This is a genomic window from Acidovorax sp. LjRoot66 (assembly GCF_964253305.1).
Lineage (GTDB): Bacteria > Pseudomonadota > Gammaproteobacteria > Burkholderiales > Burkholderiaceae_C > Acidovorax.
Genome location: NZ_CAXUQU020000001.1, coordinates 6,578,861 through 6,593,589, shown reverse-complemented (window position 1 = coordinate 6,593,589; position 14,729 = coordinate 6,578,861). Strand labels below are relative to the sequence as shown.

16 protein-coding genes are annotated in these 14,729 nt (G+C 68.8%); 4 read left to right on the top strand and 12 right to left on the bottom strand.

What is annotated here, in order from left to right:
- Positions 1-18 precede the first annotated feature (18 nt).
- Both ACSQ3Y_RS30900 and ACSQ3Y_RS30895 read left to right on the top strand, forming a co-directional pair.
- Positions 19-885, top strand: a complete 867-nt coding sequence (locus ACSQ3Y_RS30900; protein WP_436179912.1) for a creatininase family protein — start codon at positions 19-21, stop codon at positions 883-885.
- A gap of 41 nt (positions 886-926) precedes the next feature.
- Positions 927-1,391 carry a GNAT family N-acetyltransferase gene (locus tag ACSQ3Y_RS30895; RefSeq protein ID WP_436179911.1) on the top strand — a complete coding sequence of 155 codons (465 nt, stop codon included), beginning with the start codon at positions 927-929 and terminating at the stop codon, positions 1,389-1,391.
- Positions 1,392-1,415: 24 nt separating this feature from the next.
- Here ACSQ3Y_RS30895 and ACSQ3Y_RS30890 read toward each other — a convergent pair whose 3' ends face one another.
- The 11 genes from ACSQ3Y_RS30890 to ACSQ3Y_RS30840 all read right to left on the bottom strand — a co-directional run bounded on the left by ACSQ3Y_RS30890 (position 1,416) and on the right by ACSQ3Y_RS30840 (position 10,271).
- Positions 1,416-2,087, bottom strand: coding sequence for a histidine phosphatase family protein (locus ACSQ3Y_RS30890; RefSeq protein ID WP_057268638.1), 672 nt, complete (start codon positions 2,085-2,087; stop codon positions 1,416-1,418).
- A 97-nt stretch (positions 2,088-2,184) separates the two neighbouring features.
- Positions 2,185-3,171, bottom strand: coding sequence for a threonine dehydratase (locus tag ACSQ3Y_RS30885; protein WP_436179910.1), 987 nt, complete (start codon positions 3,169-3,171; stop codon positions 2,185-2,187).
- On the bottom strand, positions 3,168-3,806 hold the full coding sequence (locus ACSQ3Y_RS30880; RefSeq protein WP_057268640.1) for a LysE family translocator: 639 nt from the start codon (positions 3,804-3,806) through the stop codon (positions 3,168-3,170). Before ACSQ3Y_RS30880 ends, ACSQ3Y_RS30885 begins: the two co-directional genes overlap by 4 nt.
- A gap of 6 nt (positions 3,807-3,812) precedes the next feature.
- Positions 3,813-4,538 (bottom strand): VOC family protein, encoded by a 726-nt coding sequence (locus ACSQ3Y_RS30875; RefSeq protein ID WP_436179909.1) that lies wholly within the window; start codon positions 4,536-4,538, stop codon positions 3,813-3,815.
- Positions 4,535-5,413: a PhzF family phenazine biosynthesis protein gene (locus tag ACSQ3Y_RS30870; RefSeq protein ID WP_436179908.1), complete on the bottom strand. Its 879-nt coding sequence runs from the start codon at positions 5,411-5,413 to the stop codon at positions 4,535-4,537. The genes ACSQ3Y_RS30875 and ACSQ3Y_RS30870 overlap by 4 nt, the downstream gene beginning before the upstream one ends.
- A 137-nt stretch (positions 5,414-5,550) precedes the next feature.
- Complete coding sequence (locus ACSQ3Y_RS30865; RefSeq protein WP_436179907.1) at positions 5,551-6,411, bottom strand: PhzF family phenazine biosynthesis protein; 861 nt, start codon at positions 6,409-6,411, stop codon at positions 5,551-5,553.
- A gap of 28 nt (positions 6,412-6,439) precedes the next feature.
- Positions 6,440-7,066: a glutathione S-transferase gene (locus ACSQ3Y_RS30860; RefSeq protein ID WP_436179906.1), complete on the bottom strand. Its 627-nt coding sequence runs from the start codon at positions 7,064-7,066 to the stop codon at positions 6,440-6,442.
- A gap of 5 nt (positions 7,067-7,071) precedes the next feature.
- A complete protein-coding gene (locus tag ACSQ3Y_RS30855) occupies positions 7,072-8,283 on the bottom strand; it encodes a PLP-dependent aminotransferase family protein (RefSeq protein WP_200963986.1) in 1,212 nt (403 codons plus the stop codon).
- Between the two features lie 79 nt (positions 8,284-8,362).
- The gene (locus tag ACSQ3Y_RS30850; protein WP_057268645.1) at positions 8,363-8,692 is read right to left on the bottom strand and encodes a DHCW motif cupin fold protein; all 330 of its coding nucleotides are present in this window, start codon (positions 8,690-8,692) and stop codon (positions 8,363-8,365) included.
- A gap of 5 nt (positions 8,693-8,697) precedes the next feature.
- A complete protein-coding gene (locus ACSQ3Y_RS30845) occupies positions 8,698-9,654 on the bottom strand; it encodes a DMT family transporter (RefSeq protein ID WP_057204143.1) in 957 nt (318 codons plus the stop codon).
- 2 nt (positions 9,655-9,656) lie between these two features.
- Positions 9,657-10,271: a LysE family translocator gene (locus tag ACSQ3Y_RS30840; RefSeq protein ID WP_057204071.1), complete on the bottom strand. Its 615-nt coding sequence runs from the start codon at positions 10,269-10,271 to the stop codon at positions 9,657-9,659.
- A gap of 148 nt (positions 10,272-10,419) precedes the next feature.
- Between ACSQ3Y_RS30840 and ACSQ3Y_RS30835 the strand changes: the two genes are divergently transcribed.
- Positions 10,420-11,886, top strand: coding sequence for a PLP-dependent aminotransferase family protein (locus tag ACSQ3Y_RS30835; RefSeq protein WP_057204072.1), 1,467 nt, complete (start codon positions 10,420-10,422; stop codon positions 11,884-11,886).
- Between the two features lie 110 nt (positions 11,887-11,996).
- Positions 11,997-13,448 carry a cardiolipin synthase gene (cls, locus tag ACSQ3Y_RS30830; RefSeq protein ID WP_436180196.1) on the top strand — a complete coding sequence of 484 codons (1,452 nt, stop codon included), beginning with the start codon at positions 11,997-11,999 and terminating at the stop codon, positions 13,446-13,448.
- A gap of 16 nt (positions 13,449-13,464) precedes the next feature.
- Here cls and ACSQ3Y_RS30825 read toward each other — a convergent pair whose 3' ends face one another.
- A complete protein-coding gene (locus ACSQ3Y_RS30825) occupies positions 13,465-14,697 on the bottom strand; it encodes an HDOD domain-containing protein (protein WP_057204074.1) in 1,233 nt (410 codons plus the stop codon).
- Positions 14,698-14,729: the final 32 nt, after the last annotated feature.

The window sequence follows — 14,729 nt, the reverse complement described above, 5'->3', positions numbered from 1 at the left end:
GGCCGCTACCATGGCGGCATGACCCAGCCACCGGTGCCTTCTTCTTCCCCATCTGCCACCACGCCTGCGCGCTGGTGGGCCGATCTCGGCACGCGCGATTTCGCACAGCGCAAGGCTTCGGGCCTGGCGGCGCAGACGGTCGCCGTGTTGCCCGTGGCCGCCATCGAGCAGCATGGGCCGCACCTGCCGCTGTCGGTGGACGCCACCTTGCTGCAGGGTGTGATCGACGCGGCGCTGCCGCTGCTGCCGGCCGAGCTGCCGGTGCTGTTTTTGCCGCCCCAGAACGTGGGCCTGAGCCCCGAGCACATCCGCTACCCCGGCACGCTCACGCTGTCGCCTGCCACCATCATCGCGCTGTGGACCGAGCTTGGTGAGTGCGTCGCACGCGCGGGTGTGAAGAAACTGCTGCTGTTCAACGGCCATGGCGGCCAGGTCAGCGTGATGGACATCGTGGCGCGCGAGCTGCGCACACGCTGCGACCTGCTGGTGTACAGCGCCAGCTGGTTCAGCCTGCCCCTGCCAGATGCGGTGGCCGGCCAGTTCAGTGTGGCAGAGCACCGCTTCGGCATCCACGCGGGCGAAATCGAGACCTCGATGATGCTGCACCTGGCGCCAGCCACGGTGCAGATGGCGCATGCGCAGGACTTTCGTTCCACCTCGCAGGACCGCTCGGAGCAGTACGCCATCCTGGGCAATGGCAAGAGCGCCAAGCTCGGCTGGCAGATGCAGGACTACCACCCGGCCGGTGCCGTGGGCAATGCCGCAGCCGCCAGCGCCGACAAAGGCCGTACCGTGGTGGAGGCGGCGGCCACCCAGCTCGTGGCACTGCTGCAGGAAATGGCGGCATTGCCGCTGGCCACTTTGCGTGACCAACCTGATTTCTGAGGTCCACCGCCATACGGTGCTCGGCCTCGTGTGCTCATTGAATGACCATGATCAGACACGCCACATTCCCCAGCGATCTCCCTGAAGTCACCGCCATCTTTCGCGAATACGTCCAAAGCCCCACGGCCAATCTCGGCTTCCAGGACTACGAGCAGGAGTTCGCTGGGCTGCCGGGCAAGTATGCCGAGCCCGATGGGTGCATTCTCCTGGCCGTCGTCGACGGCCGCGTGGTGGGTTGTGCAGCCCTTCGCCGGGTCGATGACGGCATCTGTGAACTCAAGCGCGTGTACGTGCGGCCCGAAGCCCGGGGCATGGCGCTGGGCCGGAAATTGGTGCAGCAGATGCTGCATGCCGCCAGGGAGGCGGGCTATCGGCGCATGTGCCTGGATGTGCTGGCGGAATTCGTTGCGGCCCAAAGGTTGTACGAATCGCTGGGGTTTGTGCCTGCAGAGCCCGTGAGCTTCAACCCGGTTCCGGGAACCCGGTTTCTCGCACTCGATCTGTAGGCGAGCCCGCTGGCCTGCCGCCGGTCAGGCGTGGGTGATCCAGTCCAGGTGCGGCGCTTCGTTCAAGTGCGGCAGCGTATTGAAGGTCTGCAGCATCAGGCGCTTGGGGCTGATGCTGAACTCCGTCACCGCGCTGTTGCGGATGCGCATGTTCAGCGCAATCGTCACCTCGGGCGCGGTGCCCAGCACCTGGCCCACGGCGGTGGAGATGGGGCCGCCGCTGCTCACCAGCAGCACGTTCTGGCCTGTGTGGTGCTGGCGCACATGGTCGAGCGCGGCGCGCACGCCGGCGCTGAACTCGTTCCACGTCGGCATGCCCTGCGGGCTGATGACCCCAGCCATCCACTGCGCGAGTGCATCGCACAGCAGGCGAAAGTGGTGGCGGTACAGCTCGGGCGTATCGGGCCTCTGCAGCGGCTGGGGGTGGATGGCGGTGATCAGCGCATGGCTGTCGTACTCGTTGAGGCCGGGCATCTGCAGCACCTCGGGGGTGACCTGCAGGCCCTCGGCGATGCCTTCGAGCGTCTGCGTATGGCGGCGCAAGGTGCCGGTGATCACGGCATCGAAGGCCTGGCCGCGCTCGCGCCAGAATTCGCCCAGGCGCACCGCCTGTTCGCGTCCGCGCGCGCTCAGCTGGTCGTAGTCGTCAGCGCCAAACGAGGCCTGGCCGTGGCGCACGAGGTAAAGGGTTCCCATGCGCCGGATTGTGGGCAGGGGCGGGCCCGGTCGTTTGTCGCCCAAGCGACCAGAGCCACCCAGCCAGTAGCCTCGGGGACACGCTCCGCCCGGCCGGTCAGCCTGCCAGGACGCGGCTGAACACCGGTGCGTCGACGTTGCCGCCCGTGAGTGCCAGGCCCACAGCGAGGCCACTCAAACTGTCGCGTTCCTGCATCGCAGCCGCCAGTGCGGCGGCGCCCGCGCCCTCGGCCACGTTGTGGGTGTCGGTGTAGATTGCATGCATGGCGGCAGCCACCTCTGCGTCGCTGACCTGCACGATGTGGTCGATGTGCGGTGCAAGCACGGCCAGCGCATTCGCATCGGCCACGCGGCAGGCCATGCCGTCGGCCAGTTCGGTGGTCACGGGTGCCTCGACCACGCGGCCCGCCGCCAGGGAATCGGCATAGGTGGTGGCATGGGCACTCACCACGCCGACGATGCGCACGCCGTGCCCCAGCGCCAGCTTGGCCGCAATGGCCGAGCACGCGCCCGATCCCTGGCCGATGGGCACGTAGACCACGCCCAGCTGCGGCACCGCACGCAGGAACTCCCACCAGTAGGTGCTCACGCCGCGCAGCAGGTCGGCGTGGAAGCTGGGCACCATGTGCGCGCCGCGCTCGGCGGCCAGTTGCATGGCGTGCTCGCGCGCTTCCTGGAAGTCGCTGCCGTGCTCGATCAGCGTGACGCCCAGAGCGCGCATGGCGGCGTTCTTCTCCACTGAGTTGCCCCGGGGCACAACGATGGTGCAGGCCACGCCGTGGTTGCGCGCAGCCCAGCCCATGCTCTGGCCGTGGTTGCCGCGCGTGGCGCTGACCACTTCGCGCGGCAGCGCGCCTCGCTTGGCGAGCTGGTCGAAATAGGTGAGCCCGCCGCGGATCTTGAAGGCCCCCACGGGCGTGTGATTCTCGTGCTTGAGCCAGCAGTCCGTGCCCAGGCGTTCGCTGAGCAGGGCCCAGCGGTACTGCGGCGTGGGTGGGAAGTCGCGGTACACGACCTGGGCAGCAGCCTCGATGTCGGCCAGGCCCGGCAGCCAGGGGAGGGTGGTGGCAGGCAGGGCGCTCATGCGGCAGGCCTCTTTTCGGTCAGCAGGCGCACGGCCAGCAGGCCCAGCACTGTGCCCATCACATAGCGCTGGGCGCGCATCCAGCCTTGGCTGCGGTTCATGAACAGGGCCACGCGGGCGGCAAACAGCACCAGCAGTGCATTCACCAGCGCACTGGTGCTGATCTGCACGGCGCCCAGGGTAAGGCTCTGCAATAGCCAGTTGCCGCGCTCGGGGTGCAGGAACTGCGGGAAGAACGACAGGTAGAACATGGCCACCTTGGGGTTGAGCAAATTGGTCATGAAGCCCATGAGGAACAGCTTGCGCGGCGTGTCGTGCGGCAAGTCGCGCGCCTCGAACGGGGCGGTGCCGCCGGGCTTCACGGCCTGCCAGGCCAGCCACAGCAGGTAGGCGGCGCCCGCGATGCGGATCGCGTCGAAGGCCATGGGCACGGCGGCCAGCAGGGCGGTGAGGCCGAGCGATGCTGCCAGCAGGTGCACGCCGAAACCGGCGATCACGCCACCGAGCGATAGCAGCCCGGCACGCGGGCCCTGGGTGAGGCTGCGCGAGATGCAATAGACCATGTTGGGCCCGGGCGTGAGCACAAGCAAGAGGGAGGCGAACGCGAAGATCAGCAGTTCCTGGGGGGTGAGCATGGTGGGTTACTCCGGTGAGGGCGGGGGTGGCAGGGCGCGCGACTGCAGGGCCAGAGCGCCGCGCGGGGTGAGCAACTGCGCGTGCAGCTGGGCCAAGGGGCCTTCCGTGGGCATGGCCACGTCGCGCAGGCCCGCGGCATCGCAGGCCGCGCGCAGGGCGCGGGCGTCGGGGTGCTGCAGTTGCAGGGATTGCAATTGCACGCCGCTGGCGGGCAGGTGGTCGCAGGGGTGCACGGCGCCCCATTCGATCAGCGTGGGCAGGCAGCCGTCCCACAGGCGCTGGCCATCGGGCCGCACGGTGATCTGCCACTGCAGCATGCCCTGCGGCGTGGGGCGGCTGGCGGTGATGGCGCGGCCCCGGTCCACGCCCAGGCTGGCGAGCGCGGCCAGGCTGGTGGCCGCGTCGGGCACCGAGGCCACCCAGTGGATGAGTTGAGGGCCGTACTCGGCCACCTGCTGCTGCAGCGCAACGTCGTCCATGTCGAACCAGCGCCGGTCGCCATCGGGGATGACCTTCTTGCCTGCAGGGTTGATCGCGATGATCTCCAGGTAAGCGCGCGGATGGGCTGGACTGGAGACATTCAGCAAGCGGTTGTGCGTGCCCATCAACGGGTGCTCGCCGCCCGCAGCGGGGGTGACGCCGAGCGTGCGCTCGCACCACTCCACGCCCGTCGCCAGGTCGCAGGCCAGCACCACCAGGTGGTCGATGCAGGCCGGGGCCTGGCCCGTCACAGCAGCACCTCGCCCTGCACGCAGGTGACCGAATGGCCGCCGATCCAGATCTCGCTGCCTTCCTGGTCCACGTGCACGCGGCCGGCGCGCGCCAGGGCCGTGCCCTGGCTGGCCACATAGTGCGCAGGGGCCAGGCCTGCGCCGATGAGCCACTGGGCCAGCGCCGCGTTCAGGCTGCCGGTCACCGGGTCTTCGGCCAGGCCGTTGTTGCCCGGGAAGAAGGCGCGCACTTCGAAGGCGATGTCCTCGCGGGCGGTGTCGGCACCGATCACGCCCACCTTGCCGCGCGGGCCCACCACGCCGATATCGAGGCCCGCCAGGATGGCAGCATCGGGCCGCAGTGCCAGCACCTGCTCGGCCGATTGGAGCATCACGCCGCGCCACTTGGGGCCGTTGTCGCACCAGGCGTGGTGCAGGATATCGGCGCGCTCCACCCCCAGGCCGCGTGCGATGAGCGCCACGTCCGCTTCGTCCAGCGGGCCGCTTTGCAGGCGGGCCGGGGCGGCAAAGGCCAGGCGTGCGTCGTCCTGGCGCAGGGGGACCAGGCCCGCGCCGCATTCCTGCACCACACGCCCCGGCGTCTGCGGCTTGCCGCCCGCGCCCAGCCAGGCGTGGCAGCTGCCCAGCGTGGGGTGGCCGGCAAAGGGCAGCTCACGCCCGGGGCAGAAGATGCGCACGCGGTAGTCGGCACCCGCCGCCCGGCCCTCGGGCGTGGGCGGCAGCAGAAAGGTGGCCTCGGACAGGTTGGTCCAGTTCGTGAACTCCTGCATGGCCTCGGTGGTGATGCCTTCGCCGTCGAGCACCACGGCCAGCGGGTTGCCGCGGTAGGCCTGGTCGGTGAAGACGTCGACTTGCTGGAAAGGGCGCAGTTTCATGGTGCGGTGCCTGTGGTGGTGGGTTGAATGAAAAAATGCGGTTCGGTGGCGTAGCCACGCCAGGGGGCTGGCCTGGGCCGGGTGCACATCCGGAGGGCCGTTTCAGCCGCTGGCGTGGATCGGAAGGGGGGACGGTTTCAGAGCAGCACCGTCCCTTCGATGCAGGTGACGGAGCGGCCGCCCACCCACACCTGGTGGTCGTCCTGGCGGATGTGCACCCGGCCGGCATGGCCCAGGCATTCGCCCTGGGCCACCTGGTAGTGGTGCGGAGCCAGGCCTTCGGCGATCAGCCATTCGGCCAGGCTGGCGTTGAGGCTGCCGGTCACCGGGTCCTCACGGTTGCCCATGGGGGCGGCGAAGGCGCGCACCACCACCCCGGGGCGGCTGGTGTCGCCGGCATCCTTGCCCACGTGCACCACGCCGACCGACTGGCCCAGGTCCATCAATCGCGCATGGTCGGGTTGCAGGCCGAGCACGGTGTCGGCACTGTCGAGCAGCATGCCCAGCCATACCGGGCCGTTGTCCAGCAACTGCGTGCCCAGGATCTGCGCCGGGCGCACCCCGAGGGCGCTGGCGATCAGCGGCACCAGCGCCGGGCTGGGCGCGCTGCGCTTGAGCGGCGGGGCGGCAAAGGCCAGGGTGTGGTCTTCGCGCCGGATGCGCACCAGCCCCAGCGCGCATTCCTGCAACACCAGGCCCTCCTGGCGCGGTGCGTTGCCTGCCTGCAGCCAGGCGTGGCAGGTGCCCAGCGTGGGGTGGCCGGCAAAGGGCAACTCACCCTGTGGGCTGAAGATGCGCAGCCGGTAGTCGGCGCCCTGCGCGCGGCCGGCCTCGGTGGGCGGCAGCAGGAAGGTGGTTTCTGACAGGTTCATCCACGCAGCAAAGCGGCGCATGTCCGCATCGCTCAGGTCCTCGGCCTCCAGCACCACGGCCACGGGGTTGCCGTCGCCGGGGTGGTCGCTGAAGACATCGATCTGCTTGAAGGGGCGTGGATGCATGGTGCGGTCTTGCGGGCGGATGGTCCCGTCAGGATAACGCCTGGTCGAGCACGCCGCGCGCACTGGTGCGTGAACTCACCGCCTGGTACCAGCGCTCCAGGTGCGGCCGGGCCGCCCTCTCCTGGGGCAGGCCCCACCAGCGGTGGATCTCGCAGCCCACCGGGATGTCGGCCATGGTGAAGCGCTCGCCTGCCAGGAAGGGTTGGCGCGCCAGGCGCGCATCCAGCAGGTCCAGCAGGGGCTCGGTGGCCGCCACCGATGCGGCGATCAGCGCGTCATTGCGCTGCGCGGCCGGCGTGCGTATCCACTGGATGAAGGCATCGCGCCCCGCAGGGTTCAGCGTGGTCTGCTGCCAGTCCATCCACTGCTCGGCCGCAAAGCGCGTGGCGATGTCCTCGGGGTAGAGCTCGCCCGGCGCGTGCCGGGCGCACAGATAGCGAACGATGGGGTTCGACTCCCACAGCACGACGCCCGTGTCCTCGTCCTCGATCAGCGGCACCAGGCCGTTGGGGTTCAGGGACAGGTAGTGCGCTTCGCGCACGATGCCGAACTGCCCACCCGCATCGGTGCGCTGCAGGCTGATGCCGAGCTCCTGCGCGGCCCAGACCACCTTGCGGACGTTGATGGACGACAGCCGTCCCCACAGGCGCAGCACGGTGCTCAGCCCTGTGCCCGGTGGTCGCGGATGGCCGCTGCCAGCGCCGCAATGCCGGTGGCGATCTGCTCGGCCGTGGAGGTCACGAACGACAGGCGCAGCGTGCGGTGGTCGGCATCGTCGGCGTAGAAGGCGGCGCCGGGCACGAAGGCCACATTGCGCTCCACGGCCTTGGGCAGCAGTTCGATGGCGCTCATGCCTTCGGGCAGGCGCACCCACAGGAACATGCCGCCGTCGGGCTTGTTCCATTCGACGGACAGTCCCTGCATCTCCTTGTCCAGCGCGGTCAGCATCGCGTCGCGCTGCTGTTTGTAGAGCGCGCGGATGGTGGGCACATGGCGCTCCAGAAAGCCGCCCTTCATCACCTCGGCCACCATGCGCTGGTTGTAGCCGGGGGTGTGCAGGTCGGCTGCCTGCTTGGCCTGCAGCAGCTTGGGGTAGACCGCCTTGGGCGCCACCAAGTAACCCAGGCGCAGGCCCGGGGCCAGCACCTTGGAGAACGAGCCCATGTAGATGCAGCCATCGGGGTTGCGCGCGGTCAGCGGTGCGGGCGGCGGGCCGTCGAACCACAGGTCGCCATAGGGGTTGTCTTCGACCAGCGGGAGGTTCAGCTCGGCGGCCTTGGCCACCAGCTCGGCGCGGCGCGCATCGCTCATGGTGCGGCCCGTGGGGTTCTGGAAATTGGGCAGCACGTACAGGAAACGTGCCTTGTCGGCGCCCGTGCCGACCTTGGCCACCAGGTCATCGATGCGCACACCCTGCTCGTCGCTGGCCACCGCCACCACCTTGGGTTCCATGGGCGTGAAGGCCTGGATGGCACCCAGGTAGGTCGGCGTTTCCACCAGAACGCGGCTGTCGGTGTCGATCAGCACCTTGGCGATCAGGTCCAGCCCCTGCTGCGAGCCGGTGGTGATCAGCACTTGCTCCGGGTCCACATCCCAGGGCAGGAAGGCGGCGATGGCTTCGCGCAGCGGGGCAAAGCCCTCGCTCGACGCGTACTGCAGCGCCGAAGGGCCGTCGTTGGCCAGCACGGCGGCCGAGGCGGCCGCGAAGGCTTCGACCGGGAAGGTCTTGGGCGAGGGCAGGCCGCCGGCCAGGCTGATGATGCCGGGTTTTTCCGTGACCTTGAGGATTTCGCGGATGACCGAGGGGTTCATGCGCTCGGCGCGGCGCGCCAGGGTCCAGGGGCTGGTGTGGGGAAGGTCGTTCAGTTTCACTCTCGGTCTCCTGCGGTGGTCCTAAGAACCTGTTGCAAAGTCATCAGAAAAAAGGGTATTTCACGGCGCCCTGGTACTTTCAGTCCACGATGAACAGCGTGGCACCCAAAGGGGCGGTGGAGCGGTGCGGTTCCGCATTGTCCGCCACCTGGTAGCTCATGCCGGGAGTCAACGTGAACTGTCGGCCGTCCTGCAACTCGGTGTGCAGCTCGCCGGCCAGGCACAGCAGCACATGGCCTTTGGTGCACCAGTGGTCGGACACATAGCCGGGCGTGTACTCCACCTTGCGCACGCGCAACTCGCCGTACTGCAGCGTCTGCCAGAAGGCCTGGCCGGCCTGGGCGCTCTTCTCGACGCGCTCGACCTGGCTCCAGTCGGTGGCGGCGAAGGGGATGTCGTTCATCTGCATTGGGCTCAGTCCTTCACGGGCGCAAGGGGGCCGGGCGGTGTCGCGGGGGCGTGCGGTGCCGCCTGGTGCACGGGCATGCGCTTGCCCAGGAACACCGTGGCGATCACGGCCAGGGCAAACCCGACCGTGGTGAGGTCCAGGTGCTCGCCCAGCAGCGGCACCGCGAACAGCAGGCTCAGAAACGGCTGGATCAGCTGGATCTGGCTCACCCGCACGGCACCCAGCGCCAGCGCGCGGTACCAGGCGAAAAAGCCGATCCACATCGAGAACAGGGCCACATAGGCAAACCCGACCCAGCTCATGGTGCCGATGGACGATGGCACGGCGGGTGCGAACCACCAGGTCACGGGCAAGGTCAGCGGCAGGGCGCAGGCCAGCACCCAGCAGATCACCTGCTCGGCGCCCAGACTGGGGGTCAAGCGCGCGCCACCGATGTAGCCCAGGGCGCCGGTGGTCATGGCGATGATCAGGTAGATGTTGGCTGCGCCCAGGTAGAAGCCGCCGGCGCGCCAGGCCATGAAAGCCAGCACCAGGCCGCTGCCCAGCACGGCGCAGGCCCAGAAGCCGGCCGACGGGCGTTGCCGGAACCACAGGGCACCGAGCACGGCCGTGGACAGCGGCAGCAGCGCGGTGACCACGGCCCCGTGCGTGCTGGGCACATGCCGCAGCGCCAGCGCGAGGAACAGCGGAAAGCCGACGATGACACCGAACGCAGTGACGCCCAGCACGGGCCACTGCGACCGCACGGGAACCCGCAGGCGCCCCTGGGCGTGCTGCCAGCCCAGGTAGGCCAACGACAGCAGCCCCGCCACGGCCGCACGGCCGAAGGTGACGAACCAGGGCGACAGCTGCGGTGCATCGACCGGGCCGACGGCCAGGCGCGTCATCGGCAGCGTGGCGGCGAACAAGGTGACGCCCACCAGGCCCCAGACCAGGGCTTCGCGTTCCTGAGCGTGGTTCATGGTCATAGCGTCACCATCCAGGCAGCCGTGGCCACCAGCACCCCGGCCAGCGCGCGGTTGAACCAGAGCAGGCGCGAACCCTGCGCCAGCCACTGGCGCAGCAGCGAGCCGACCAGGGCATAGACGAAATTGCTCGTGAAGGCGAACACCATCATCACCCCGCAGATGATGGCCAGGCGCTCACCGGGGTTGGCCGAGGGCTGGCCGGCGGCATTCACCACCCAGCCCGCGCTGAGCGTGAGCGCCAGCATCCAGGCCTTGATGTTCACGAACTGCAGGCCCACGCCCTGCCAGAAGGTGACGGACAGGCGGGAGCTGTCCACGTCCGAGAGCTGGCCGGCGCGGCTGAGCTTCCAGGCCAGCCAGAGCATGTATGCCACGCCGAGCAAGGTCACGGCCATGCGCAGGGCCGGCACGCCGGTGATCAGGGCGCCCAGGCCCAGGCCGCTCACCAGCATCAGCAAGGTCCAGCCCGTGGGCACGGCCAGGCAGAAGTTGAGTGCCCGGCGCAGACCCAGATTGGCCGCCAGCGCGGTGGACAGGGTGGTGTTGGGCCCCGGCGAAAAACTCATCGCGGTGCAGAAGACCAGCAGGGCAGTGAGTTCGGCGGCGGTCATGGGTGGGGGCTTTGGAATCGTGGGCTTGTCAGCGTCTGGCCTTCACTGTAATCTTCTGCACCAATACACAACCAGTACAGTACAGCAGCGCAGTTGGTGATCTGTATTGGTTGTCATGGCAGTACACAGGCCCTGTGAGGATTCCCGCATGCTGATGAAGACCACCACCCAGTCGCTCACTGAGCAGCTTTCGGCGCGCTTTGGTGAGCGCATCCGCAACCGGCTGCTGGCGCCGGGCGCGCGCCTGCCCTCGGTGCGCCAGTGCGCGCTGCAGCACAGCGTGAGCCCCTCCACCGTGGTGGCCGCCTACGACCAGTTGCTGGCCCAGGGTCTGGTGGAGGCGCGCAAGAACCGGGGCTTCTTCGTGCGCGAGCTGGCCCCCGTGGGGGCCGATGCGCCGGCCACCGTGGATGCGGTGGCCATGGAGGCTGCGGGTGGCAACTGGACCACGGCCCACTGGTTTGCGGCGCGGGGCGCGGGGCGTGGTTCGCCGCCGGTGAACGCCACGGCGCTGATCCGGGGCATGTTCCACAAGATCAGCGACAAGCCCCAGCCCGGCATGGGGGTGCTGCCGCCGCAGTGGCTCGAATCCACCTTCATGCCCGCGGCGGTGCGCAAGGTCACCAGCACCCGGGCGCTGCAGGAATACTCGCTGCAGTACGGCGAGCCGCTGGGCGACAGCGGGCTGCGTCGCCAACTCGTCAAGAAGCTGGCCCAGCTGAGCGTGCACACCGCGCCCGAGAACATCATCACCACCGTGGGTGCCACGCATGCGCTCGACATCGTGAGCCGCACGCTGCTGCGCCCGGGCGATCCAGTGATGGTGGAGGAGCCCGGCTGGGCCGTGGAGTTCGCGCGCCTGGCGGCCCTGGGCATGCACATCCTGCCGGTGCCGCGCCGCGCCGACGGGCCCGACCTGGAGGTGATGGCCCGCTACTGCGAGGTGCACAAGCCCAAGCTCTACGTGAGCGTGAGCGTGTTCCACAACCCCACGGGCTACTGCCTCTCGCCGGGCAGCGCGCACCGCATCCTGCAGCTGGCCAACCAGCACAATTTCCACATCGTCGAGGACGACACCTACAGCCATATCGCGCCCGAACATGCCACGCGCCTGACGGCGCTCGACGGCCTGCAGCGCACCATCTACGTGAGCGGCTTTGCCAAGATCCTCGCGCCCAACTGGCGCATCGGCTTCCTGGCCGCGCCCCCGGCCCTGGTCGAGCAACTGCTCGATACCAAGCTGCTGGCCACGCTGACCACGCCCGCGCTGCTGGAGAAGGCCCTGGCGCTGTGCATCGAGCAGGGCCAGTTGCGCCGCCATGCCGAGCGCATCCGTACCCGGCTCGATGCCGCGCGCTCGCGCAGTGTCAAGCTGGCGCTCAGCGCAGGTTGCACCTTCGCGGCCGACCCGGCGGGCCTGTTCGGCTGGGTGGATACCGGGGTGGACACCGATGCGCTGTCGCAGCGCATGCTGGACGAGGGCTATCTGCTGGCACCGGGCGCGTTGTTCCACGCCGAGCGCAAGCCCAGCACGCTCATGCGCATCAACTTCGCGACCACGCAGGACGCCACGTTCTGGCGCACCTTCGAGCGCATCGTCCGGCAAAGCCGCTGACCGCGCGGGCGCCGTCACCTTCGCTGCCTACAATGGCCTTTTGATCTGATCGCAAGGGAACCATGGACCTACAAGGACGCTGGGCCGCAATGACCGATGGCCTGCAGTCCATGGTGCAGTTCTTTCCCGGTGGGCATGAGGGGCTGCTGACCACCATCTCCGTGGCCTGGAGCCTGTACATCGCCGTGCTGGCGGTGTGGATCATTCTGCAAAAGCGCGCCCCGGTCTCCACGCTGAGCTGGATCCTGTCGATGGCGCTGCTGCCCTTCGTGGGCTATGTGGTCTATTACTTCTTCGGCCCGCAGCGGCTGCGCAAGCAGCGTCTGAAGCGCATGCGCAGCCAGTCGGCGCTGTATGCCCATGCCGACTTTGCCAGCCTGCGCGGCACGGCGGCCGCCGCACCCCAGGCCCTGCGGCAACTGGTGCTGCTGGGCGAGGCCAGCTGTGACCTGCGCGTCTCCACCGCCACCCAGGTGGACCTGCTGGTCGACGGGGCCGAGACCTTTGGCGCTATCTTCGACGCCATCCGTGCCGCGCGCCACCATGTGCACCTGGAGTACTACATCTTCGAGCCCGACGGCATTGGCACGGCCCTGCGCGACCTGCTGGTGGACAAGGCGCGAGAGGGCGTGATCGTGCGGCTGCTGGTCGATGCGCTGGGCTCCAAGCGGCTGGATCGGCGCTTCCTGGCACCGCTGCAGGAGGCGGGCGTGCAGGTGGCCTTCTTCCATGCATCACGCATCGGGCGCCGATTGCGGCCGGTGATCAACTTCCGCACCCACCGCAAGATCGTGGTCTGCGACGGCGTCGTGGGCTTCACGGGCGGCATCAACATCACCGACGAGGAGGACCAGCGCGCCCGGCGCGATGCCTACCACGACGTGCACCTGCGCATCGAGGGCGGGGCCGTGCGCCTGCTGCAGATGACCTTCATGGAAGACTGGGTCTACACCACGGGCGAGGGCCCCGGTGCCGTGGCGCGCGAGAGCCGGCAACTGCTGCCCGCCACCGAGCCGGGCGACCATCCGGTGCAGATCCTCACCTCGGGCCCGGACAATGCCAACGAGGCCATCCACCGCATGTACGTGGCGGCCATCCACATGGCGGCAGACCGGGTCTGGCTCACCACGCCGTATTTCGTGCCCGGCGAGCCCGCGCTCATGGCACTGACCAGCGCGGCGCTGCGCGGGGTGGACGTGCGCATTCTCGTGCCCCGGCGCAGCGATTCCTTCGTGGTGAGTGCGGCGGCGCGCTCCTACTTCGACGAGCTGATTGCTGCGGGCGTCAAGGTCTGGGAGTACACGGCCGGCATGCTGCACTCCAAGACCATGCTTGTGGACGACCACTGCGCCTTCATCGGCACCGCCAATTTCGACAACCGCAGCTTCCGGCTCAATTTCGAAGTCTGCGCCGTGGTGTACGGGCAGGCACTGGCGCTGCCCCTGGCCCGGCAATTCGAGATGGACCTGCGCAGCTCCAGTGCCGTGCAGGCGCGCCGCCGCCAGGCCTTCGTGCCACGCCTGGGCGATGCCGCAGCCCGTCTGTTCTCGCCGCTGCTGTAGCGGCTCGAGGGGGCTCCTAGCGTTGTACTTCGATGTCGGAGAGCACGCGCAGCAGGCCGCGGTTGACTTCTTCGAGGTCCATCTCCTGCGTCTCGCACAGGTGGCGGATGGCGCTCGCATCGCCCGTCTCCAATGCGCAGGCCATCTGCAGGCTGGCGGCATAGGGGCCCGTGCGCAGCACGGTGGCATCGTAGATGCGCTCGGACAGCGGGATGCGGTGCAGGATGGTGCCCAGGGGCTCCTGCATCAGCTCGTCGATCTGCGACAGCAGGCCGCACAGGTAGATCTCGCGGCGCAGGTCGTTCTCCACACCGGCGTTGAGCAGCTGCGTCATGAGCTTGGCGCGCAGCACCATGGATTCGCGCACGGGCAGCATGTTGGGGTCGGTGTTGGCGTGGGGCAACTGGTCGGACAGCCAGCGCTTGATGGAGCCATAGCCCATCATCACCAGCCCCCGGCGCAGCGAGTCGATGCCGGTGCGCAGGCCGAGGGCCGCCGAGTTGGTGTAGACCATGAAGCGGTAGGCCAGCAGCGGGTCCTCGCCCATGATGTCCTCGAAGGTCTCGAGCGATTGCTCGGCGTCGATGGCTTTCTGCAGCTTGGCGATCACCGCGTGCGAGGGCTGCTGCGGCGTGTGCCGCAGGGTGTAGAGCACGTCTTCCGTGGGCCAGCCGGCCAGGGCCAGGGCGTTGTGCTTGTCCAGGCAGTGCTCCATGAGGGCACGGCTGGGGATGTTCTCGTACATCTGGCCGGCCAGGATGGGGCTCACGGCACGGGCAGGCGCCTTGCCCGCCGGGCTGCCGGGCCGAGGGTTGGCCTGCAGGGCGGCTACCGCGTCGGCCGGCGTCAGGCTAAGCAGGCTGTTGTCGAAACACTGGGCCACGGCAGGCTCGGGCAGCTTGCCGATGTCGCCGCGCCACACCAGCTTCAAGCCGCGCTGGTGCGCGGCTTTCACGAGGGCATAGATGCCCGAATCCTGCAGCCAGTCACCCCGCACCTCGATCCACGGGGCGCCCCGGGGCGCATGTTCGAGCATGTCGGCCAGCACCTGGTGGGTCTGGGGCGACAGCAGCAGGGGGGGCGAGCTGGCCGACCACAGCTCCTGCAGCGTGCGCAGCAGGTGGCCGGTGTCCACCATGCTGGCGGGAGATTCGTTCTGGACGTACAGCTCTATGGCTGCAAGCTTGCGGGCGCGATTCCACAGGGGGCGGTACCCCAGGATCAGGCTGCCGAGGACGGATTGGACCATGGGCTCTCAGGCGTTGACTCGTAGGGGCCTGT

Bases quoted from the DNA above. Each gene is read 5' to 3' on its own strand.
- ACSQ3Y_RS30880 (WP_057268640.1), bottom strand. From the start codon at position 3,806: ATGCTCACCCCCCAGGAACTGCTGATCTTCGCGTTCGCCTCCCTCTTG.
- cls (WP_436180196.1), top strand. From the start codon at position 11,997: ATGGTGCAGTTCTTTCCCGGTGGGCATGAGGGGCTGCTGACCACCATC.
- ACSQ3Y_RS30900 (WP_436179912.1), top strand. From the start codon at position 19: ATGACCCAGCCACCGGTGCCTTCTTCTTCCCCATCTGCCACCACGCCT.
- ACSQ3Y_RS30835 (WP_057204072.1), top strand. From the start codon at position 10,420: ATGCTGATGAAGACCACCACCCAGTCGCTCACTGAGCAGCTTTCGGCG.
- ACSQ3Y_RS30885 (WP_436179910.1), bottom strand. From the start codon at position 3,171: ATGAGCGCCCTGCCTGCCACCACCCTCCCCTGGCTGCCGGGCCTGGCC.
- ACSQ3Y_RS30845 (WP_057204143.1), bottom strand. From the start codon at position 9,654: ATGAACCACGCTCAGGAACGCGAAGCCCTGGTCTGGGGCCTGGTGGGC.
- ACSQ3Y_RS30870 (WP_436179908.1), bottom strand. From the start codon at position 5,413: ATGAAACTGCGCCCTTTCCAGCAAGTCGACGTCTTCACCGACCAGGCC.
- ACSQ3Y_RS30895 (WP_436179911.1), top strand. From the start codon at position 927: ATGACCATGATCAGACACGCCACATTCCCCAGCGATCTCCCTGAAGTC.
- ACSQ3Y_RS30850 (WP_057268645.1), bottom strand. From the start codon at position 8,692: ATGCAGATGAACGACATCCCCTTCGCCGCCACCGACTGGAGCCAGGTC.
- ACSQ3Y_RS30825 (WP_057204074.1), bottom strand. From the start codon at position 14,697: ATGGTCCAATCCGTCCTCGGCAGCCTGATCCTGGGGTACCGCCCCCTG.
- ACSQ3Y_RS30890 (WP_057268638.1), bottom strand. From the start codon at position 2,087: ATGGGAACCCTTTACCTCGTGCGCCACGGCCAGGCCTCGTTTGGCGCT.
- ACSQ3Y_RS30865 (WP_436179907.1), bottom strand. From the start codon at position 6,411: ATGCATCCACGCCCCTTCAAGCAGATCGATGTCTTCAGCGACCACCCC.
- ACSQ3Y_RS30840 (WP_057204071.1), bottom strand. From the start codon at position 10,271: ATGACCGCCGCCGAACTCACTGCCCTGCTGGTCTTCTGCACCGCGATG.